Annotated in this window: 15 protein-coding genes; 7 read left to right on the forward strand and 8 right to left on the reverse strand. The window is 65.9% G+C overall.

The window, feature by feature from the left end; translation table 11 throughout:
• The first annotated feature begins 196 nt into the window (after positions 1 to 196).
• Complete coding sequence (locus tag KIH79_RS03080; RefSeq protein ID WP_219058053.1) at positions 197 to 1,825, forward strand: bifunctional folylpolyglutamate synthase/dihydrofolate synthase; 1,629 nt, start codon at positions 197 to 199, stop codon at positions 1,823 to 1,825.
• Between the two features lie 122 nt (positions 1,826 to 1,947).
• Complete coding sequence (gene smc, locus KIH79_RS03085) at positions 1,948 to 5,628, forward strand: chromosome segregation protein SMC (RefSeq protein ID WP_219058054.1); 3,681 nt, start codon at positions 1,948 to 1,950, stop codon at positions 5,626 to 5,628.
• 107 nt (positions 5,629 to 5,735) lie between these two features.
• Here the strand turns inward: smc and KIH79_RS03090 are convergent, their stop codons facing one another.
• Positions 5,736 to 6,734: a lipid II:glycine glycyltransferase FemX gene (locus KIH79_RS03090; protein ID WP_219058055.1), complete on the reverse strand. Its 999-nt coding sequence runs from the start codon at positions 6,732 to 6,734 to the stop codon at positions 5,736 to 5,738.
• Between the two features lie 56 nt (positions 6,735 to 6,790).
• Positions 6,791 to 8,413, reverse strand: a complete 1,623-nt coding sequence (locus KIH79_RS03095) for a UDP-N-acetylmuramoyl-L-alanyl-D-glutamate--2,6-diaminopimelate ligase (protein WP_219058056.1) — start codon at positions 8,411 to 8,413, stop codon at positions 6,791 to 6,793.
• A 207-nt stretch (positions 8,414 to 8,620) separates the two neighbouring features.
• Between KIH79_RS03095 and KIH79_RS03100 the strand changes: the two genes are divergently transcribed.
• Positions 8,621 to 9,268 (forward strand): sigma-70 family RNA polymerase sigma factor, encoded by a 648-nt coding sequence (locus KIH79_RS03100; protein ID WP_219058085.1) that lies wholly within the window; start codon positions 8,621 to 8,623, stop codon positions 9,266 to 9,268.
• Positions 9,265 to 9,585 carry a hypothetical protein gene (locus KIH79_RS03105; RefSeq protein ID WP_219058057.1) on the forward strand — a complete coding sequence of 107 codons (321 nt, stop codon included), beginning with the start codon at positions 9,265 to 9,267 and terminating at the stop codon, positions 9,583 to 9,585. The genes KIH79_RS03100 and KIH79_RS03105 overlap by 4 nt, the downstream gene beginning before the upstream one ends.
• 102 nt (positions 9,586 to 9,687) lie before the next feature.
• Here the strand turns inward: KIH79_RS03105 and KIH79_RS13185 are convergent, their stop codons facing one another.
• Positions 9,688 to 9,762, reverse strand: a complete 75-nt coding sequence (locus tag KIH79_RS13185; protein ID WP_003817083.1) for a 50S ribosomal protein bL37 — start codon at positions 9,760 to 9,762, stop codon at positions 9,688 to 9,690.
• Between the two features lie 109 nt (positions 9,763 to 9,871).
• Positions 9,872 to 10,822 (reverse strand): aldose 1-epimerase family protein, encoded by a 951-nt coding sequence (locus KIH79_RS03110; protein WP_219058058.1) that lies wholly within the window; start codon positions 10,820 to 10,822, stop codon positions 9,872 to 9,874.
• A 202-nt stretch (positions 10,823 to 11,024) separates the two neighbouring features.
• Here KIH79_RS03110 and KIH79_RS03115 point away from each other — a divergent pair, with 202 nt between their 5' ends.
• Positions 11,025 to 12,020: a 4-hydroxy-3-methylbut-2-enyl diphosphate reductase gene (locus KIH79_RS03115; protein WP_219058059.1), complete on the forward strand. Its 996-nt coding sequence runs from the start codon at positions 11,025 to 11,027 to the stop codon at positions 12,018 to 12,020.
• 195 nt (positions 12,021 to 12,215) lie between these two features.
• On the opposite strand, the gene ybaK is transcribed toward KIH79_RS03115, so the two are convergent.
• Together ybaK and KIH79_RS03125 are read right to left on the reverse strand one after the other, a co-directional pair.
• Positions 12,216 to 12,725: a Cys-tRNA(Pro) deacylase gene (ybaK, locus tag KIH79_RS03120; RefSeq protein ID WP_219058060.1), complete on the reverse strand. Its 510-nt coding sequence runs from the start codon at positions 12,723 to 12,725 to the stop codon at positions 12,216 to 12,218.
• Positions 12,726 to 12,824: 99 nt separating this feature from the next.
• A complete protein-coding gene (locus KIH79_RS03125) occupies positions 12,825 to 15,428 on the reverse strand; it encodes an alpha-L-arabinofuranosidase C-terminal domain-containing protein (protein ID WP_219058061.1) in 2,604 nt (867 codons plus the stop codon).
• Between the two features lie 181 nt (positions 15,429 to 15,609).
• On the opposite strand from KIH79_RS03125, the gene KIH79_RS03130 reads away from it, so the two are divergent.
• Positions 15,610 to 17,202 carry an extracellular solute-binding protein gene (locus tag KIH79_RS03130; RefSeq protein WP_236023559.1) on the forward strand — a complete coding sequence of 531 codons (1,593 nt, stop codon included), beginning with the start codon at positions 15,610 to 15,612 and terminating at the stop codon, positions 17,200 to 17,202.
• Between the two features lie 230 nt (positions 17,203 to 17,432).
• Positions 17,433 to 18,455 carry a LacI family DNA-binding transcriptional regulator gene (locus tag KIH79_RS03135; RefSeq protein WP_219058062.1) on the forward strand — a complete coding sequence of 341 codons (1,023 nt, stop codon included), beginning with the start codon at positions 17,433 to 17,435 and terminating at the stop codon, positions 18,453 to 18,455.
• Positions 18,456 to 18,995: 540 nt separating this feature from the next.
• Here the strand turns inward: KIH79_RS03135 and gap are convergent.
• Both gap and KIH79_RS03145 read right to left on the reverse strand, forming a co-directional pair.
• A complete protein-coding gene (gene gap / locus KIH79_RS03140) occupies positions 18,996 to 20,054 on the reverse strand; it encodes a type I glyceraldehyde-3-phosphate dehydrogenase (RefSeq protein ID WP_219058063.1) in 1,059 nt (352 codons plus the stop codon).
• 257 nt (positions 20,055 to 20,311) lie between these two features.
• Positions 20,312 to 21,037, reverse strand: a complete 726-nt coding sequence (locus tag KIH79_RS03145; protein WP_219058064.1) for a thiamine diphosphokinase — start codon at positions 21,035 to 21,037, stop codon at positions 20,312 to 20,314.
• Positions 21,038 to 21,064 lie beyond the last annotated feature (27 nt).

Raw genomic sequence — 21,064 nt, forward strand, 5'->3', positions numbered from 1 at the left:
GGCACTCCCTTGATGCAAAGGATCGATTGTTACCGCTCCCATCCTAGTTCGTCCTCGGCGCACTCGGGACCACGGCCGCGCCGCATGGCCGCAAGATCGCTAGAATGGAGTGGTTTGAGCCGGGACAAGGCCGATACGGGCCGATCCGCACCGATACGAGAACCGATACGACAAGCAGAACGAGGGTAAGGCAAGCATGTCATTCGAGCATCCGAACCGCAACAACGAGACCATGCGCGAGGTGGAGCGCGACATCATGAACCGTCCGCCGGAGCACAACGTCACGAACATGGACCTCGACCGGATGAACCTGATCCTCGACCTGTTCGGCCATCCCGAGGAGTCGTTCCGCGTCATCCACGTCACCGGCACCAACGGCAAGGGCTCCACCGCGCGCATGGCCGAGGCGATCTGCCGCGCGTACGGCATGCGCACCGGCCTGTACACGTCGCCGCACCTCGAACGCATCAACGAGCGCATCGCCATCGACGGCCAGGAGCTGTCCGACGACGACTTCATCGACACGTGGGACCAGGTCAAGGACCTCGTCGCGCTCGTGGACGCGAAGATGGTCGAGCAGGGCAAGCCGAAGATGAGCTTCTTCGAGGTGCTCACCGCCATGGCCATCTGGAAGTTCGCCGACGCGCCGGTCGACGTGGCGATCGTCGAGGTCGGCATGGGCGGCCTACAGGACGCCACCAACGTGCTCGACGCCGACGCGGCCATCATCGGCCCGGTCGACATGGACCACATGCAGTGGCTCGGCGGCACCGTCGAAAAGATCGCCGAACAGAAGGCCGGCATTATCAAGCCCGGCTGCACGGCGATCATCGGCGCCCAGCCGCACGAGGACGAGGTGATGCCGATCCTCGAGGAGGCCGCGCGCCGCAACGACGCCACGCTCGTGCGCGACGGCTACGAGATGGAGGTCGTCTCGCGCGCCCCCGCCGTCGGCGGCCAAGTCGCCACGCTCGTCACCCCGCGCGGCCGCTACGAGGAAGTGCCGATCGCCAAGTTCGGCGAACATCAGGCGCATAACGCGCTCGCCGCGCTCGCCGCCGCCGAGGTCGTCCTGCCCGTCTCCGGCGTGCTCGACGGCGATCTGGTCGGCGAGGCCCTGAGCGGCGTCAAGGTGCCGGGGCGCATCGAGCAGGTGCGCACCTCGCCGACCATCATCGTCGACGGCGGCCACAACGTGAACGCCGCCGAGGCGCTGCGCGCGGCCATCGAGGAAAGCTACGACTTCCAGCAGCTCGTCGGCGTGATCGCCATGATGGGCGACAAGCAGGTCGAGGAGTACCTCGGCGTGCTCGAACCGATCCTCGACAAGGTGGTCGTGACCGAAAACTCGTGGCGCGAGCGCGTCATGCCCGCCGAGGAACTGGAGAAGGTCGCCGTGCGCGTGTTCGGCCGCGACCGCGTCGAACGCGAGGATTTGCTGCCCGACGCGATCCAGAAGGCCGTCGACATGGTCGACGCCGAAGACGAGACGGGCGTCGGCTACGGCCACGGCGTACTCATCTGCGGCAGCTTCGTCACCGCCGGCGACGCGCGCGTCCTGCTCAAGGAACGCATGAATCCCGATCTGGCCAAGCCGAAGCACGAGCGCGTCGAGCCGAATCTCGGCGGCGATAACGCGCATGCCGCGACCGGCACGGATGATGCCGCGACCGATGCGATCGATCAAGACGCCGCCGACCGCGACTTCGAAACGGACGCGAACCCGGACTTCGACAACGACGACTTCGGCGATTTCGGCCTGAACAAGATCGCGCGCGAGGCCGCGGAGGACGACGAGCGCGGCGACGATCAGGACGCCGAATAACGCGTTCGTCGCGAGCACAGGCGCCGCAGGCCGGCGCCTGAACGGCCGCGACGGACCGTGACAGGTCGCCATAGACCGACAGACCGCATCCACATCAGACAGGCAGCAACCAGCACAAGCATATGTATCTCAAGGAACTGACCCTGCGCGGCTTCAAATCGTTCGCTTCGGCGACCACGCTGCGCTTCGAGCCGGGCATCACCGCCGTGGTGGGACCGAACGGCTCCGGAAAATCGAACATCGTCGACGCGCTCGCCTGGGTGATGGGCGAGCAGGGCGCGCGCAACCTGCGCGGCACCTCCATGGAGGACGTGATCTTCGCCGGCACGTCGTCGCGCCCCGCGCTCGGCCGCGCGCAGGTCTCGCTCACCATCGACAACACCGACCACGCGCTCGACATCGACTACACGGAAGTCACGATTTCGCGCACCATCTTCCGCAACGGCGGATCCGAATACGCGATCAACGGCAGCCCGTGCCGCCTGCTCGACATTCAGGAACTGCTCAGCGACACCGGTCTCGGCCAGCAGATGCACGTCATCGTCGGCCAGGGCCGGCTCGACCAGATTCTCAGGGCCGACCCGAGCGGCCACCGCGCGTTCATCGAGGAGGCCGCCGGCATCCTCAAGCACCGCAAGCGCAAGGAGCGCGCGCTGCGCAAGCTCGCCAACACGGAAACCAACCTGAACCGGCTCGACGACCTGCTGGCGGAAATCCACCGCCAGCTCGGTCCGCTCGGCCGTCAGGCGCGCATCTCCCGCCGCGCCGACGCCATCCAGATCACCCTGCGCGACGCGCGCTCGCGACTGTACGCGGACGACGCGAAACGCGCGATGGAGCAGCGCGACGCCGCCCGGACGGAACTCACGGCCGTGCGCGGCGAACTCAACGGCCTGCGCCGCGACCTCGCGCACGCCAAGGTGCGCATCGAACAGGTCGAAACGATGAGCGCCCAAGCCTCACCGGCCATCGCGCAGGCGAGCAGGCAGTGGCAGGAACTGTCCGAAGTGCGCGAACGGCTGCGTTCGCTCGCCTCGCTTGCCGCCGAACGCGAACGTTCGCTGCTGGCACAGGTCACCGACGATGCCGGCGACGATCCCGACTTGCTCGAACACCGCGCGCAGGAGATGGACGACCAGACCGCGCGGCAGCGCGAGCTTGAGCGCGACGCGCGCGCCGCGCTCGACCAGGCCACGGAACAGCGCGCCGGCGACGAGCGCCGACTCGCCTCGCTGAGGCAGACGATCGGCGAACTGCGCCGCACCGCGCAGCAACGCGACGCGAACATCGCCCGACTGCGCGAAATGATCGCCCGCGAGGAATCCTCCGTGCAGCTCGCGGACACCCGCGCCCGCGACTTCGCCGAACAACGGGCCGCTACGGAACGCCAACTGGCCGAGGCGGCGGCGCAGCGCGACGCATTGGAGCGCGCCGCGGACGCCGACGCGGCCGACGACGGCACCGCCGCGCTCGACGAAGCCCGCCGGCGCCTCGCCGCCGCGCAGGACGCGCTCGACGCGGCGCAGGAACGCCAGCGCGACGTCAACGGTCGCATCATCTCGCTCAAGGCCAAGGCCGAAGCATTGAGCGACACGCTCGACAACCGCAACGCGTCCGGCGCGCTCGAACGCGACGCCGACGTGGATGCCATGGGACGCCTCACCGACTTCATCCGCGTGGCCGACGGTTGGGAGGACGCCGTGGCCCGCGCGCTCGACGTGTTCGCCGGCGCGCTCGTCGTGCCGTCGCGCGGCAACCTCGCGCATGCGCTCGACCGGGCCCGCGAAGACCGGCTCGGCAAAGCCGTCGTACTCACGCCGCTCGCCGGCGCGCTGGCCGGGGGAGACGGGCACGGGGCCGGCGACGACGGGCCGTCCGGTGAGCATGACGAACGGGAGCGCATGTGCGCCTCCCACCTGATCGCCGCGAACACGGACGCGCAGGACGCCGCACAGGCCGCCGGCGTGGCCCGCGCCGTGCGCGTGCTGCTCGCCGACGTGGCCGCCGTCGACACGCTCGATGAAGCCATCGCCGCCGTCACGCTCGACCCCGACGCCGCCGACGATCCGAACAGCCTGAACGGCCGTGACACGCCCCGCTTCGCGCAGGCCGTCACCAAAGCCGGCGAAATCGTCAACGCGGTCGGCGCGGTCGGCGGCTCATCCCTGTCGCAAAGCGACCTGTCGCTGGCCGCCCGGCGCGACAAGGCGCTCCAGCAGGTGCGCGAACTGACCGCCCAGGCCGAAACCCTCGGCGCCGATGTCGAACGCGCCCGCGCCGAACGGGACCGCATGAGAACCGCCGTCGACCAAACGTCGGCGGCATGCACCGAACGTCGCGTCAAAGCGCGCCAGACCGCCGAATCGTTGCAGGCCTCCGCGAACCGCGCCGCCGGACTCGAACGGCAGCTGCACGATCTGGACGGCCGTCTCGCCGCGGCCAACGACGACGGCGAAACGCACCGGCTCAAAGTCGACGATCTGAACCGTGCGCTCGCCGCAGCGCAGTCGTCCGCCGACGGCACCGCCGATGCGGACGAACTCGACGCGCGCGAGCACGAACTGGAAACCGCGCTCGGCATCACGCGAGATCACGAGGTCGCCGCCACCATCGCATGGACCGAAGCGCAGCGCAAGGCCGAATCATATGCGCGGCAGGCCGGACTACTGCACGATCAGGCCAAGCAGGCCGCCGAACGACGCGCCCGCATCGCGCAGGCCAACGAGCGCCGCCGCGGTCAGGCCGCGCACGCCGGCCGCGTGTCTTCCGACGCGATCGCCGTCGCCGTACTGGCCGGCAAGGCGATCGACGACGCCGCCGCCCGACGCGACGCCCTGCAGGCGGCCGCATCCGGCCATGACGAGGAGCTCAGGACGCTGCGCGCGCAGCGGGATGAACTCGAACCGCGGGTCACCGACCTGACCGCGCGCGAGCACGTGCTCGACGTGAATCGGGAACGGTACGCCGCCGAATGCGAGCAGATCGAACGGCGCGTGTCCGACGAGCTGGGCCTCGGCATCGACGAGCTGATCAGGGATTACGGGCCGGACGTGCCCGTGCCGGTGATCGATACCGGAGGCAACGTCGGCAAGAACGACGACGAACGCGACGACGACAGCGATGCCGCGGTCAACACCGTCCCGTATGTGCGCGAGGAACAGGCCAGGCGGCTCGAACAGGCCAAGCGCGACCTCGCCGCCCTCGGCAAGGTCAACCCGCTGGCCACCGAGGAGTACGAGGCGCTGGAGACGCGCAACCGCTACCTCAAGGGGCAGCGCGACGACGTGGCCAAGTCGCGCGACGACCTCATGCGGCTCATTACGGACATCGACGGCACGATGGTCGACGTGTTCCGCAGCGCGTTCGAGGACACCGCCGCCGCGTTCGAGCGGGTGTTCGCCACGCTGTTCCCGGGCGGCACCGGCCATCTGCGCCTCGACAATCCCGCCGACATGCTTTCCACGGGCGTGATCGTCGAGGCGAGCCCGGCCGGCAAGCGCGTCAAGCAGCTGAGCCTCCTGTCCGGCGGCGAACGCTCGCTCACCGCGCTCGCGCTGCTGTTCGCGATCTTCACCGCGCGCCCCAGCCCGTTCTACGTGATGGACGAGGTCGAAGCCGCGCTCGACGACGTGAACCTGACGCGCCTGCTCAACGCGCTCGACCAGCTGCGCGAGCACGCGCAACTCATCGTCATCACGCATCAGCAGCGCACGATGAGCATCGCCGACGCACTGTACGGCGTGACCATGCGCGCGGACGGCGTCACGGCGGTCGTCAGCCAGAAGCTCGCCGACCGCGGCTGATCGCCGCCGGTATGACGAAGGGCGGACGGATCCGATACCGGGATCCGTCCGCCCTTCGTCATATGCGCGTACGTCACTCTGCGCACGCGCTGCGTCCGAGCGCAGCGCTACTTGCGCAGCGACTTGCGCACCTTCTGCACCGTGCTCAGCGTCGCGTAGAACGCCTTCTTGATCGGCACGTCACGGCCCGGCGCCACCGGGGTGACCTCCTCGGTGAACTTGGTCTTGAACTCGTTGAGGCCCATGAGCGACGGCGCGAAATCGGATCCGATGCCCATCAGATCGTACGCGGTGATGCCCTGCGAGCCGAGCAGGCAGCACTCCTGATACAGCAGCTTGTCGGTCACATGCAAACGCATCACCTCGCTGCGCATGCCGGCGTAATAACGCACGGCGCGCGTGCCGTTCACCGTCACGATCGACCACGCCACCACGCGGCCGTCGATGCGGGCGGCGAACACGCGGCAATGATCCGCGCCCAGCGCGCCGATCATATCCGAATAGTCGCTCATCGGCGCGGGAATGAACCCGTCGCGCTTGCCGGTTTCGACCATCACGTCGTAGTATTCGCTGAAATCGGCCAGCGCCTGCGCCGTCTCGTCCGCGCACTCGGCCGGGCATTCGCGCAACGCCTTGCGCACGTCGCGGCGGCCGCGGCGCTTCATGCGCGCGAGCACCGCATCGTCGCCGCCGGTCACGTCGATCACGACGGTCTGATCGTACGGCACGGTCGACAGCACCGGCTTCGTGTCGCCTTCGTACCACAGGTCGATGCGCAGGAACGCGACCTTGCCGTCCTTCTCGTGCACGGCCTTGGCCAGCGCCTCGACGACTTCGCGCTCCTCGGCCTCGCTCGGCTTGGCGATCCACGTCGGGCCGTGCAGCGAGCGCAGGTAATGGTAGCCGTGCGTTTCGAAATCGATGAGCGACAGGAACGCGACCGTTGCGCCGTCCCGCTTGACCAGATACGCGCCCCACGGCGTGCGGCCCGGAATCTCCGACTGGTACGACGCCCAGACGGCGGTCTGCTCGATCGGCAGTTCGACGCCGCATGCGGCGGCCTCCCGTTCCAGTTCATCGGGGGTGACGGATTCCAACGTGATCATAAGCTGTGTGTTTCCTTCCTGCTAATTCCTGCGTAATGCACGCCTTGCTGTTGCGCTCAGTCCCCGTTCAGGCCGAACATGCGGGCCACCACGCGATCGTCGCCCTCGTACGGCACGTGCTTGTTGAGCACCTTGATCCAACGTTCCTCGCCCTTGCCGATGACCAGGATCACGTCGAGCCGGCCGTCGTCGCAGCGGGCGTGCGCGCGGGCCTCCTCGACCGTGTCCTCGATGGCCTGCGTGCGGTCGAGGATGATCGCCGCGTCCAGATGCGGATCGGTCACATGCGAGCGCATGTCGCGGCAGATCGCCTCGACGGATTCAGTGTCGGTGTCCTCGTGGGTGAGCACGAGACGGTCGATGCGGTGCTGTGCGGCCTCGACGATCTCCCGGCGCCGGTCGTACGCCTTGTTGCCGGCCGAACCGGTGACCAGCGTGATGCGCGGATTGCGGCTGCCGTACCGTTCGTTCACATAGTCGATCAGTGCGGTGACGGACGCGTAGTTGTGCGCGTAGTCGACGATCGCGACCGTGCCGGAATGCGGGTCGACGAAGCGTTCCATGCGTCCGGCGATGCGCACCGGTTCCATCGCGCGCAGCGCGGCCGCGGACGCGTCGTCGGCCGCATCGTGCAGCACGCCGGCGGCGCGCGCGATCGCCACGGCGGCGGCCGCGTTCAGATAGTTGAAGTCGCCGTCGAGCGCGAGCCGGACCTCGCCCAGATCGACGCCGTCGGACGCGATGCGGAACGCGTCGTGCGCGTCGTCGGCCGGCCAGACGACCGTATCCGCGCGATCGGCGGACGGCATGCCGGCGGCCGACGCGTCGGGGGAGAGCGGCGCCTGATCGGACAGCGCGAACGACGACGCCGGCACGCCATGCCGCGCCGCGTCCTCGAGGATCAGGTCGGCGTGCGCCATGCCCTTGCCGTAGACGAGCGTCTTCGCGTTCGCGACGATCTGCCGCTTGCAGTACAGGTAGTCCTCGAACGTCGGGTGCTCGATCGGGCTGATGTGGTCGGGGGAGATGTTGAGGAACGCGGCCACATCGAACGTGAGCCCGTAGACGCGGTCGACCTTGTACGCCTGCGAGGAGACCTCCATGACGAGGTACTGCATGCCGTTGCTCGCGGCCTCGCGCATCATGCGGAACGCGTCGAGGCTTTCCGGCGTGGTCAGGTCCGATTCGGCGTATGTGTGCCCGTCGAGGCAGTTGTCGACCGAGGAGAACAGCGCGCAGCGGCCGCCGGAGAGCGCGTTGAGGATGGCCTGCGTGAAGTACGCGGTGGTGGTCTTGCCCTTGGTGCCGGTGATGCCGATCACCGTCAGCTCGTCCTGCGGGCGGCCGAAGAATTCGGCGGCCAGCAGGCTCATCGCCTTGCGCGCGTCGGTCACGATCAGGCCCGGGGCTTTGGTGACGGAGGAGAAATCGGCGTCAGCCACATACGCGGCCAGTCCGCGTCCGTCGATGCCGTCGAGATATTCGGCCTTGAAGCGGCCCTTGCAGCACAGCAGCGATCCCGCCGCCACGGTGCGCGTGTCGTACGTGATGCCGGCGAACGGTTCGTCGCACCCGTCGACCCGCGCCGCGTCGAGCGTCCACAGGTCGCCGGCGATGATTTCGCGCAGCAGATGATGTTCGTCGAGCAGCCGGGCGGCCGATCGCAGCGTCAAAGCCATGTGATTCTCCCTTTGTCGTTACCGACTAGCCATTCTACCGTCGCACATGTGCATGTTCGGTGGCGGTCGGCGCGTGGCGGTTGCCGTGTTGCTGCCGGTGCGCGGCGACCGGTGAGCGACGGCCATCGCGTGGCATCGCCGCGGAACGCGGGGCCGCCGCTACAATGGGAAGGCGTGACAGACGAGCAACACGAGCAGCATGAGACGATGGCGGAACGACGCGCACGATTCGAACGGCTCGCCATGCCCGCGGTCGACGCCCTCTACCGGCAGGCCATGAAGCTCACCAACAACACCGACGACGCGCAGGACCTCGTGCAGGACACGTTCGAACGCGGCTTCAAGGCATTCGACTCGTTCGATCCGAATTCGAATTTCGAAGCGTGGATGACCACCATCGAACGCAACGCCTACTTCAACCAGTACGCGAAGGCCAAGCGCCGTCCGCAGCGGGCCAACGACTCCACCGGCGAATACGACGACTGGGACATCTACTCCGCGTCCGAGCATTCGTCCGAAGGGCTCAAATCCGCCGAACAGGAGTACCTCGACACGTTCGCGCCCGAGGAGATCATGAAGGCGCTCTCGCACCTGTCTCCCGAACGCCGGCAGGTGTTCATCGACACGGCGATCGACGGCAAGACCTACCAGCAGGTCGCCGACGAGCAGGGCGTGAAGATCGGCACCGTGATGAGCCGACTCAACCGCGCGCGCACGCAGCTCAAACGCGAACTGGCCGTATACGCGCGCGAACGCGGATACGGCGCGGCGGAGGGCGGTTCACTGTCCGCGAATCGCAATAGTGGCGGCGATAATGGAACCGGGAAGAAGACGGAACGGAAGGAGCGGTCATGAGCGAGCGTATCGAGCGTCACAGCCACATTGCAGTGACCCGGCAAACCGTCGACGGTACGATCGTGCGCACCGATGTGCACGTCGCCGAAACCGGCATCAGCCCGGACGCGCTTGCCGGCGCCGGCGATCCGGGAGAGCCGACCGCATCCCCGGCATCAGGCGACGCATGCTTCGACCCGAACACCTGCTGCGACGAGCGCGAGCGTGCGATCATCATGTCCCTGCGCGCCTATCTGCGCCCGGACGTCGCGCCCGAATGCCTGATGCGCCGTCTGCGCGAGACCTTGGACCACTGCTGCTGCGATCAGGACGAATGAGCGCCGAAGCCGAACGTGCCCGGACATGCGAAAAGCCCCCGCGGGGTTCATTCCCGCGGGGGCTTTTCTGGCGTTATTCACGCAGCCTGAACCAGACTTGGATCAGGCGTTCGGGCGCTTGCCGTGGTTGGCGGCCTTCTTGCGGCGATCCTTGCGCTTGCGTCCGCGCATACCCATGATGGACTCCTTTGCTGACGATTGATTAAGCCTACGGGATTATCGCACACCCGCGCGACGTTCGCAACCCGGACGTTGCCGTCCGGTCGCCTGCAGGCCACTTGGGAGACTACTTGAGCGAGGCCTTGATGAACAGCTTGGTCGTGCTCGTCTCGCCCGGCTTGATCACGATCAGCTCGTTGCCGGTGTTGAACGCGTTCGCGTACGCGGTCTGCGGTTCGACGGCGGTGCCGGCCGGGTGCATGTACGCCGGGAAGCCGGTGCCGGTGCACACCTGGAACGAGGTGATCGTCTCGTCGCCGCCGACCTTGATCTCCAGTCCGTCCGGACGGGTGAACGTGGCGGTCACGGTGCCGTCGGCGTCGTGGTGCACGTCGGTCCACGCGTCGTCGAACGGCTGGCCGGTCAGCAGCGGGTTGTCGCGCAGATCGTACTTGGTGCCGTCCACCGGCTCGGTGCCGGTCGGGATGAGGTTCTCGTCCACGGTCACGTGCGTGTCGGCCGGAACGGTCAGATGGCACTGCGCGTTGTGGCCGTCGATCTCGTCGCCGTAGCCGTTGAAGCCGTTGTCGAGCCACGGGTGGATCGCGAGGGCCCACGGGGCGTTCGCGTCGCCGTTGTTGTAGGCGTTCACGGTGATGTGCAGGCCGTCGGCGTCCAGCTCGTGCTTGGCGGTGACGATCAGGTCGAACGGGTAGCCGAGCATGTTCGGCACGCGCCACGACTGGGTGACGGAGGATTCGGTGAGCTCCTCGAGCTTCCAGTAGGAGCGGTAGCCGTAGCCGTGGATGGCGGTGTTGCGGTCGTGCTCGTCGATCGGCAGCGTGTAGGTCTTGCCTTCGAACGTGTATTCGCCGCCCTTGATGCGGTTCGGGAACGGGATGAGCAGCTGGCCGTGGCAGCAGGTGACCGGATCGTCCGGGCCGAGCGGCACGATCACGTTCTTGCCTTGGTAGGTGACCTTGCGCATCGTCGCGCCGAGCTCGGTGATCACTGCATCCCAGTCGCCGTAATGGATCGAGTACTGCTGGCCGGTGCGCGGCGGGAAGTTCTTCGTCATATTGCATCACTCCATAGTGAGAATTGCGTGTTCGGCAACGGATGTTACCGCTAACAACACAGTGTACCGCGCCTGTGGCGGCAAGAATCCGTATGTCGTGCGGAATATATGGAGAAAATTGCGGTTCGTCGCCCGGCCGCGAACGTTTTCGACGGGGAACGGGTAAGGTATGGACGGAACACGGCTAGGAAAGGCGGACGTGATGGCGAAACGAATCGTATTGGCTGACCCGCGCGGCTTTTGCGCGGGCGTGGATCGGGCGATTCTCACCGTGCAGACGATTCTCAAGGCCGCCGGCGCGCCGCGCGAGGACGGCCTGCCGCCCGTGTACGTGCGCCGCCAGATCGTGCACAACAAGCACGTCGTCGAGGACTTGGCCGAACAGGGCGCCGTGTTCGTGCAGGAACTCGCCGAAATCCCGGACGAGGCCGCCGCCGCGGGCATTCCGATCGTGTTCTCCGCGCACGGCGTGTCGCCCGCGGTCAAGGCCGAGGCCGCCGCGCGCGGCATGCACGTCGTGGACGCCACCTGCCCGCTGGTGAGCAAGGTGCACCGCGAAGTGCTGCGCTTCGTGCGCGAAGGATACGAGATCGTCTACATCGGCCACAAGGGCCACGACGAGGCCGTCGGCGTGGTGGGGGAGAGCCCCGAGCACGTGCATCTGATCGAACACGCCGGCGACGTGGACTCGCTTGATTTCACGCCGGACACGAAGCTCGTGCTGCTGAGCCAGACCACGCTGAGCATCGACGAGACGGCCGGCACGATCGCCGCGCTCAAGGCCCGCTTCCCGTGGATCAAGGAACCGCCCAGCTCCGACATCTGCTACGCGACGTCGAACCGGCAGGCCGCGGTCAAGCTCGTCGCCGAACAGTCCGATTGCGTGGTGATCGTCGGCTCCGCGAACTCGTCGAACTCGGTGCGACTGATGGAGGTCGCGCAGGACGCGCTCGGCTTGCGCGGCACCGCGCACCGCGTCGACGACGCGAGTGAAATGGACGCGGCATGGTTCGACGGCGTCGAAGCCGTGGGCGTCTCGTCCGGCGCGTCCGTGCCCGACGAACTCGTCTCCGGCGTGATCGACGCACTGCGCGGCCGCGGATTCACCGAGGTCACCGCCGTCGAAACCATCAAGGAAAACATGCACTTCGTGTTGCCGGCTGAGCTTCGCAGCCGGCAGCCTTCGCGTGCGCAATAGCGCGCACGCTCACTTCGCCTACGGGAAGCACACTGTGCTTCCCTCTTAACGGCTCAGCTGGCGGAAATCCGCCGGCAACCTTCGCGTGCGCAATAGCGCGCACAAGTGTCACAGGAGCTCCCTCTGACGAGGGAGCTGTCACGGCTTCAGCCGTGACTGAGGGAGAGACCGGAGCCGCATACGCTGTTGACCTGTTTACCACGTGCCGATGGGCGCGGCGACCGCGTCGAGCACCTTGAGCAGGTCCTCGGGCGCGATGCCGATCGAAAAGCCGCGCTTGCCGCCCGACAGCAGGATTCGGTCGTACTGCAGCGCGCTCTCGTCGAGCACGGTCTTGTGATGCACCTTCTGGCCGAGCGGCGAAATGCCGCCGACCACATACCCCGATTCACGCATGGCGACCTTCGGATCGGCCATCGCCGCCTTCTTGGCGCCCACCGCCGCGGCCAAAGCCTTCAGATCCATGTGCCCGCTGACCGGCACCACGCCCACCACGCGTTCGGAACCCGTGTCGGCCATAAGCGTCTTGAACACCTGATGCTCGTCGAATCCAAGCTTCGTGGCCGCCTCCACGCCGTACCCGTCATCCATGTGATCGTTGGAATGCTCGTACTCGTACGTTTCGAACGGCACGCCCGCCTTCTCCAGCTGCACGGTCGCCGGAGTCGAGCCCTTGCCTTTCTCGTTCTTCGATTTCTTGCCCATGTCGCCCCATCATACGACGCCGTCCCGGCTTGCGCGGGCTGAGGGCCGCAAACGCATCGTCAATACGGTTCGATGCGGCCCTCAACCCAAGCTCGCCGGTCAGCGGACACGCAGCATGTGGAAGGAATGGGGGCCGACGGTCAAAGACACCGTGCCGTCCGCGTCGATGCCGACGAGACGGGTGTGCGGGCGCACCCGTTCCGGCGCGTCGAAGTCGTTTTCGGCGTCAAGCGGCACGTCCGCGATCGATTCGACCACGGCCTGCCGTGCGCCGGCGCAACGATGGCCGTCCGCCGGGGAATCGCCGTCCGCGGCCGTGTCATCGGCGTGCGGGAAACGGACAGCCACCGGCTGCGACGCGTCGGTCACGTTGACGAGCTTGACGATCGTCTCGCCGGTCGTCTCGTCACGCACCGCCGAATAGTAGAGCGGTCGCGGGTCGGAGCGCTTGAACGTGTGGTCGAAGATCGGCGTGTCGTCGATCCAGCCGCGCACGCGCGAGCCGTCGACCGACAGTCGGCAGCGGTAGGCGACGCCCCGCTCGGTGACGACGTGCGAGTTCGTCGTGCACAGGCCGCCGTTGGTGACGCCGTGCAGTCCGCACAGCCGCTGCCAGCCGTTGATGTAGAACCGCAGCAGGTTCCGGTCGTCGTGCATGGCGAAGTCGAGGCCGAACCCGTACTTGCCGTTCAGCTCGTCGCGCAGTTCGCCGTTGCGGCGCGTGAACGTAAACTCGACCGTGTACGAGTCGGCGGGCACGCTGCCGCAGTCGCGTATCGCATGATCGGCGTCGATCGTGAAATCGTCGTCGCGCAGCAGCACGTCGCCGTTCTCGTCGCGCACCGTGAACCCGGCGACGTCGACGCGCGCGTGCGTCGTGGTCATGCGCAGCAATCCTGCCAGCGACAGTGGTTCCGGCTCGGTCGTTGGCGTCGGCATGTCGTCGCTCGCGGCGAGCAGCTGCGTGCCCTGACCGGTCATGAACATGCGTTGCACCCAATAGCTCGGCGTGCCGAACGCGCGCGTGCCGTCGAAGTAGATCATGTCCGGATCCCAGTTGCGGTAGGCGACGTTGCACAGCATCGGCGCATAGCAGGCGAGCCCGATGCCGGGCGCCTTTTCCACGCCGGTCAGGAACGCGGCCTCCGCCAACGCGTTCCGCCACGCCTTGCCGCACGACGCGTATTCGCCGAGGAACGCGCGCGGCCAGCCCTCGTCCGCGCGGTAGGAGGCGTAGCGGTCGACGTTCGCGACGAACCATTCGGGCGAGTGATAGAAATGTTCGTCCATGAACGAAGTGCCGGTCTTCGCTGCATCGGCCCAAATTTGGGCCTCCTGCTCGCCTCCGATCGAGGGGCCGGCCGAACCAATGAGCCGGATGTCGGGGTACCGTTCGCGCACGGCCTTGGCCATGATGTCGTAGCGTTCGTAGAATTCGCTGCCCGTCTCCTCGTTGCCGATGCCGAGGTACTTCAGGCGGAAGCTGCCCGGGTGACCCATGCTCGCGCGCACGGAACCCCAACGCGAATCGGCCGGCCCGTTGGCGAATTCGATCAGGTCGAGCACCTCGTCGACCCACTCCTGCATGTCCTCGATCGGCGTGGCCTCGAGATTGTGCGGATCCCAGCCGCCGGCGATCACCGGCAGCGGCTCCGCGCCGATGTCCTCGCAGAACTGGAAGAACTCGAAGTAGCCGAGCCCGAACGTGCTGTTGTAGTTCCAGCTGTTGCGCCGAGCCGGACGCTGTTCGACCGGTCCGACCGTGTTTTTCCAACGGTAGATGCTGTCGCGGTCGTCCGCGTCCAGCGATCCGATGTGCATGACGCACCCGCCGGGGAAGCGCATGAACTTCGGCTTCATGTCGGCGATGAGCTGCGCGACGTCGCGGCGCATGCCGTTCGGGCGGTTCCTGAACGTGCGCGCGGGGAACAGGGAGACCATGTCGAGCGAGACGTGGCACGGCGCGTCGAACATCAGCGTGAGCCGGCCAGCCGGATCGACGCGGTCGTCGGCATCGGCGTTCGCGCGGCGTCGATCGTCACCGTCGTTCTGCATGCCGGCGCCCGCGCGTTCTCCGTCGCGTCCGCTGATGAACGCGGTGACGGTGCCCTCGACGCGCGTCCACGCGCCGTACGCTTCGGCCGGGATCGGCAGCACGGTTTCGCCGTACGTTTCCGTGCCGTCCGCGTTCTCCAGCCAGACGATGATCGAAATCGGCTCGTCGTTGTTGTTGCGGTCGGTGCGTGCATTGCCGTGCGCGGGGGAGCCGTCAAGCCGCACTTGGCAGGAGAACCGGTATTTCTCGCCGTCGCGCACGGGGATGCCGTCGCCGTAGCCGAGGTTGGAGATGCCGGCGCCGTCGCCGCAGCGGATGACGTCGAGCCGTGCGTAGTGACGGTTGCGTTCGTTGAGCGGATGCGCGTCGTCGACGTGCAGGCCGACGATCGCGTCGCCGCGCTGCACCTTGCGCCATGCGGTGAGCGCCGTATAGGACGCGTTGTCGATTGGATCGAATTCGAACGACCTGTTGCGCACGAGCTCGCCGTACAGGCCGCCGTCGGCCGCGTGGTTGAGGTCCTCGAAGAATACGCCGAACAGGTCGCCCTGGTTTTTGATCGGCGTGTCGCGCACGTCGACGGTGATCGGGACGCGCTCGGTTGCGGCCTGTTTGCTGGGTTCGGGCGCCGCGTTGCGCTGGGTCATGGTGTGGTCTCCTTTGCTTGGCCGGCGGGTTGACTCGTGTCACGATTTGCGTTTCGCCGACCGTCGGTTTATGATATCGATATGAATTTTATATCGATATGAACGCGATGCAAAATTCACAACACGCCGGACCGGCTCGACGGAGGAGCCGGCGCGACGCCCAACGACGAACAAAGGACACATGATGAGGAAGTCATATTCGACGGCGAAGAAAACCATCGCGGCCATCAGCGCGGCCGCCTGCCTGACCGGACTCGCGGCCTGCGGCGAAGACAGCAAGACCGACGCCAACGGCAAGCCGATCGTCACCGTGCAGATCATCAAGCGATCGCCCATGATCGCGATCAGCAAAATGAAGTATGCCAAGGACCTCGAGAAAGCCTGCGATTGCACAATCCAATGGCGCGAGGCATCCGAAAACGCGTGGAGTCAGCAGAAGACGGCGTCCCTTGCGGCCAGCGAGGTCGCGGACCTGACCATCTGGGGCTACAGCAACCAGGATCTGGCGAAGTACCCGCTGTTCGAAGATCTGTCGGATGATCTCGACAAGATGCCCAATGTTCAGGAATACTTCAAGGAATCCGAAGCATCGCGTCGCTTCGCCACTGATCTCAATGGCCATATCTGGCAGATCCCCTCCAATGCGGGCAATTCTCCGGCCGCCCTTGCCGGAGGCCAGTTCATGCGCATCAACAAGACATGGCTCGACAAGCTCGGCCTTGAAGTACCCCGCACCTGGGACGAACTGACCGCCGTGCTCAAGGCGTTCAAGACGCAGGATCCGAACGGCAACGGCGAAGCCGACGAGATTCCGTTCAGCCCGCACGCGCTCGGCACCACCGGTTTTGGCTGGTACGACAGCTTCCTGTTGCTCAACTCCACCGGCATCACCACTCAGTTCTTCAGCACCGGCACGCAGGGCCTGTACTCCAAGGACGGCAAGGTCGGCAACTTCATGCAGACCGACAACTTCCGTCGCGTCATCGAGTATTACCACTCGCTCGTCGAGCAGGGACTGGTCCCGCAGAACGCCATGACCAAGGACGATTCCACGTGGAGCGGCGAAGTTGGCGGCGACACTGCCCGCGTCGGTGTCTCCTTCGGTTGGGAGGTGTCCGACTTCGGCAAGAACATCGACCAGTACATCACCATGCGCGTGCCCAAGGAAAGCGCCTCCACGCCGGATTCCGATGTCACGTGGGAGGCGCCGGTCGCCGACGTGTACAACGGCGCCGCCGTGTCGGCCAACGCCAAGAACAAGGACGCCGCGTTCAAGATCATCAACGCCATGCTTGACCCGGATCTGACCATCGAAGGCTACTACGGCGACATGGGCACCTACGTCACCAAGGAAGGGGAGAACAAGTACTCCGTTCCGGAGAAAACCTTCGCCGACACGTCCGTCACCTATGGTCTGGCCGATCGCACCCTGGCATGGATGCGTCCCGACTTCACCGTTGGCGGCCCGGGCATGGCCTCCAGCGAACGTGCGATCAAGGCCGCCGAGGTGTATGCCCCCGACCAGAAGAACATCGGCGAGGGCGATACCATCCCGCAGTGGGTCACCCCGAGCTCCGACGATCAGACCACCATCTCCAACATCAACACGCCGCTGTTCTCGTACGCCATGCCGGTCATCGCCAAGTGGATCTCGCAGGGAGGTCTCGACGACGCTTCGTGGAATGAGTTCCAGAAGAATCTGAAGACGCTGCAGATCGACGATGTTGTCAAGATCTACCAGAAGTGGGTCGACACGTACGCCAAGCAGAACTGACGACGTGGTCCGGTTTATCGGTCACCCTCTCAACCGGTAATCCGGACTATAACGAACGCAAACAGACTCGGCCTTCCGACCCGGGAGGTGCACCTGCCGGAATGCCGTGGACGATTCCGTTCCTTTCTCGTTCACGGCGATTCCGGAGCTGTGCCGTCACAGGTCGGAAGGCCCTTACAATAGGGGATTGTTTGCCGAAAGCAAGCCCCGATCACACAAAGGCGGTACTCATGGTCACGTTCAAGGATGTCGCAAAAGAAGCCGGAGTCTCTCCGGCGACCGTGTCCTACGCATTGCGCGGCGGAGAACATGTCTCCAAGCACACCATGGACAAGGTCGTGGCCGCCGCGCAGAAGCTCGGCTACGTCGCCAATCCGTCCGCTCGGTCCCTGCGCCGCGGCCGCACCAACGTGATCGACATCGTCGTGCATGAGCTCGACGTGCCGTACTTCTACTCGCGTCTGTCCGACGTGGCGTCCGACGTGATCCGCGAAGCCGGCTATCAGGCCGTTGTATTGAAAACCGGCATGGATACGGACAACGTGAGCGCCGCCGTCAGCTCCATCTCCAACCAGTACTGTGACGGCGTGATCCTCAACCCGTCCGGACTGCCCGCGCAGGAGATCAAGCGGCTGAGCGTGAACCGACCCGTCGTGTTGCTCGACGAAGCACACGCCAAGCCCGTGCTTGATACGGTGATGACGCCGAACGAGGAAGGCGTCACGGCCGCGACCCGGCACATGATCGAACGCGGATGCCGCAATCTGCTATTCGTCGGCGGAGGACGGGCCGAGCTCGATAGTTATGCGGAAGGCTCACGCGACACCGGCCCGGCCCGCACGCACGCGTTCCGGCAGACGCTGCTGGACGCCGGACTGCCATGCGACGATGCGCGCCTGATTCCCGCCGGCTGGTGGACCGATCCCGGACTTGACGCCGCGCATCACATCGTCGATTCCGGCATCTCGTTCGACGGCGTGGTATGCGCGACCGACTCGATTGCGCTGGGCCTGATCCGCGGATTCGCCGACCGCGGCGTGCACGTGCCCGACGATGCGCTCGTCATCGGCTTCGACGGCATTTCCGTGGGCCGGTGGACTGTGCCGAGCATCAGCACCGTCGAGGTCGACATGACCGATCTCGTGCACAAGGCCATGAACATGCTCGTCTCGCGCATCGAAGGCACCTACGACGGCGAACCGCGCCGCCAAACCGCCTCCTTCCGTCTCCTCGAACGAGAATCCACCCGATAAGCACTTTTCCGCCATCGAGATACGGCCTTCGTCCGGCTCGGCAAGGTCGTGAATCAATGGGGCTCTTCGCATTTTGGTGTGTACGGGCGTTGTCCCGGTGGTGTTGGAATCACGCTGTCGCGTGATGCTGTATTGTCATGGGATTGCGCGATAGCGCAATCCCAGCATCGCGCTGCCGCGCGATGAACACGGCATTGCGCTCGCGCGCAATACCATATTCCCAGCGGCGGCTCGGCCGCCGCGCTTGCCAGTGTTCAACGCACTATGATGCTGGCGGAGCCTCGGCCCCCTCAGCTGAGGGGGCTGTCAGCCGCAGGCTGACTGGGGGAGCGTCGCGGCGCTACGCGCCGCCAACAACACAGTATCGCGCGCAGCGCGATTCCGATACCTCGGACCGCACGACTTATACACAGCAAAATGCGAAGAGCCATCAATGGCTGATGAACGTGTGCCGCGGATGCAAAAAAAGGGAGCCCTTCCAATTGCGGAAGGGCTCCCTTTCAGTGGTCCTTATGAACCTAGCGGCCTAGCCGCGGCGGTTCACTCGGAGATCTCGGCGAAGTACTCGAGGGTGCGGACCATGTTGGAGGTGAAGCCGTACTCGTTGTCGTAGAAGGCGACGGTACGAGCCATGGTCACGCCGTCAACGGTGTTGACGTCGGTCTGGGTCGGATCGAAGACGCCACCGTGGGTGTCGCCGATGATGTCGCCGGAGACGATGCCATCCTCGTTGTAGCCGTAGTACGGGGTGTCGGAGAAGGCGGCCTTGAACGCGGCGTTGATCTCGTCGACGGTGGTCTCTTTCTCAAGCACGGTGGTCAGCTCGGTGATGGAGCCGTCCGGGACCTGAACGCGCTGGGCGTGGCCCTGCAGCTTGCCGTTGACCTCCGGCACGACCTTGCCGATGGCCTTGGCGGCACCGGTGGAGTGCGGGATGGTGTTGATCGTGGCGGCGCGCAGGTCGCGGCCGGACTTCTTGCCGCGCGGGCCGTCGAGGATCATCTGGGTGCCGGTGAAGGCGTGCACGGTGGTCATGAAGCCAACCTTGATGCCCCACTTGTCGTTGAGCAGCTTGACCATGGCGGCCATGGAGTTGGTGGTGCAGGAGCCGGCGGACACGATGTTGTCGGAGGCCTTCAGGATCTCGTGGTTCACGCCGAACACGACGGTCGGGGTGGTGGCGTCCTTGGCCGGAGCGGAGATGAGGACCTTCTTGGCACCGGCGTTCAGGTGGGCCTGGGACTTCTCAGCGGAGGTGTAGAAGCCGGTGCACTCGAGGACGAACTCGACGCCGTCATTCTTGACCCACGGGATGTTGTTCGCATCCGGCTCGGCGTACACCGGGTACTCCTTGCCATCAACCACGATGGCGGAGTCGGTGGCCTTGACGTCGACCGGGGTGCCGTCGGCGTGCTTGAAGGTGCCGTGAGTGGAGTCGTACTTCAGCAGGTAGGCGAGAGCGGACGGGGAAGTCAGATCGTTGATGGCGGTGACTTCGATGTCGGCGGCCTCGCCGCCCTTCTGCTGCAGGTCAAAGATGCGGCGGAAGGCAAGACGACCGATACGACCGAAACCGTTGATACCAATCTTAACTGTCATGTAATTCTCCCTTGTAGGGTGACCCCGCGCATGCCTAGACATGTTGGGGCCATTGTTTACCAACATGTCCCACTCTAATGCGTCGCCTGTACCTTTCGCAACGATTCGCGGGTGTGTTTTCGCGTATTGGGCAAACTTTGTGTGAACGCTCACACATGCGCGATCCGGTCCAGTCCGCCGTGTTGCGAGGCGCGTCATGAGGCGCCTCGACGAATACGGTCCGGACATGGCCGTTCGCGCCGGATGGAGGGAACGGTCTACCGCACGAGAATGGGGGAGACGTGCGTGTCGAGCGCGCCCAGATCGCCTCCGAACTCGCGGTATCGCGTCACGCGCGGCGTCGGCGACTCGGCCGGGAACGTGACGATCAGCGTGCCGTCGTGCACGTTGATCTCCGACGCGACGCCGGAACGGAACTCGTTGCTGACGCCCTGCACCACGTCGCTCGTCAGCGTCCCGTCGACCAGCTCGTACTTGAGTCCCGGCTCGTTCACGCCGCGCGACACGTCCGAATGCGAGAACACCGACACCATGCGCCCGGGCGTCGCCTCATGTGCCGCGAACGCGAGCGCACCGTCGCGGATCGCCGTGACGATCGTGCCGTCGCCGTGCAGGAAACCGATGCCGCCGTGCCGCGCGAGCAGCGCTGTGAGCTGAATCGCCGAAATCGTGTGGTCGATGCGCCCTCCCAACGCGCCGTAGACGTGGAACGTGCGGCAGCCGCGCGACCAGCCGACCTTGAGCGCGCTCAGTAGATCCGGATCGTCCTTCTCGCTCGGCAGCGCGATCGTATGCTCCGTATCCGTCGGACGCGCGCCGTGCAGCGAATCGAAATCGCCGATCACCACGTCCGCGCGCACGCCGAGCGCGCGCGTATGGTCCAATCCTCCGTCCGCCGCGATCACGAACGCGCCGTCCGGCACGTCGATCGGATCATCGTAGTATTCGCCCGCCGCGAAAATCACGCAAGTCTGTTCGCTCATGCGCCTCACTGTACGCCACGTTCCGGG

This window comes from Bifidobacterium miconis (assembly GCF_019331735.1).
GTDB lineage: Bacteria > Actinomycetota > Actinomycetes > Actinomycetales > Bifidobacteriaceae > Bifidobacterium > Bifidobacterium miconis.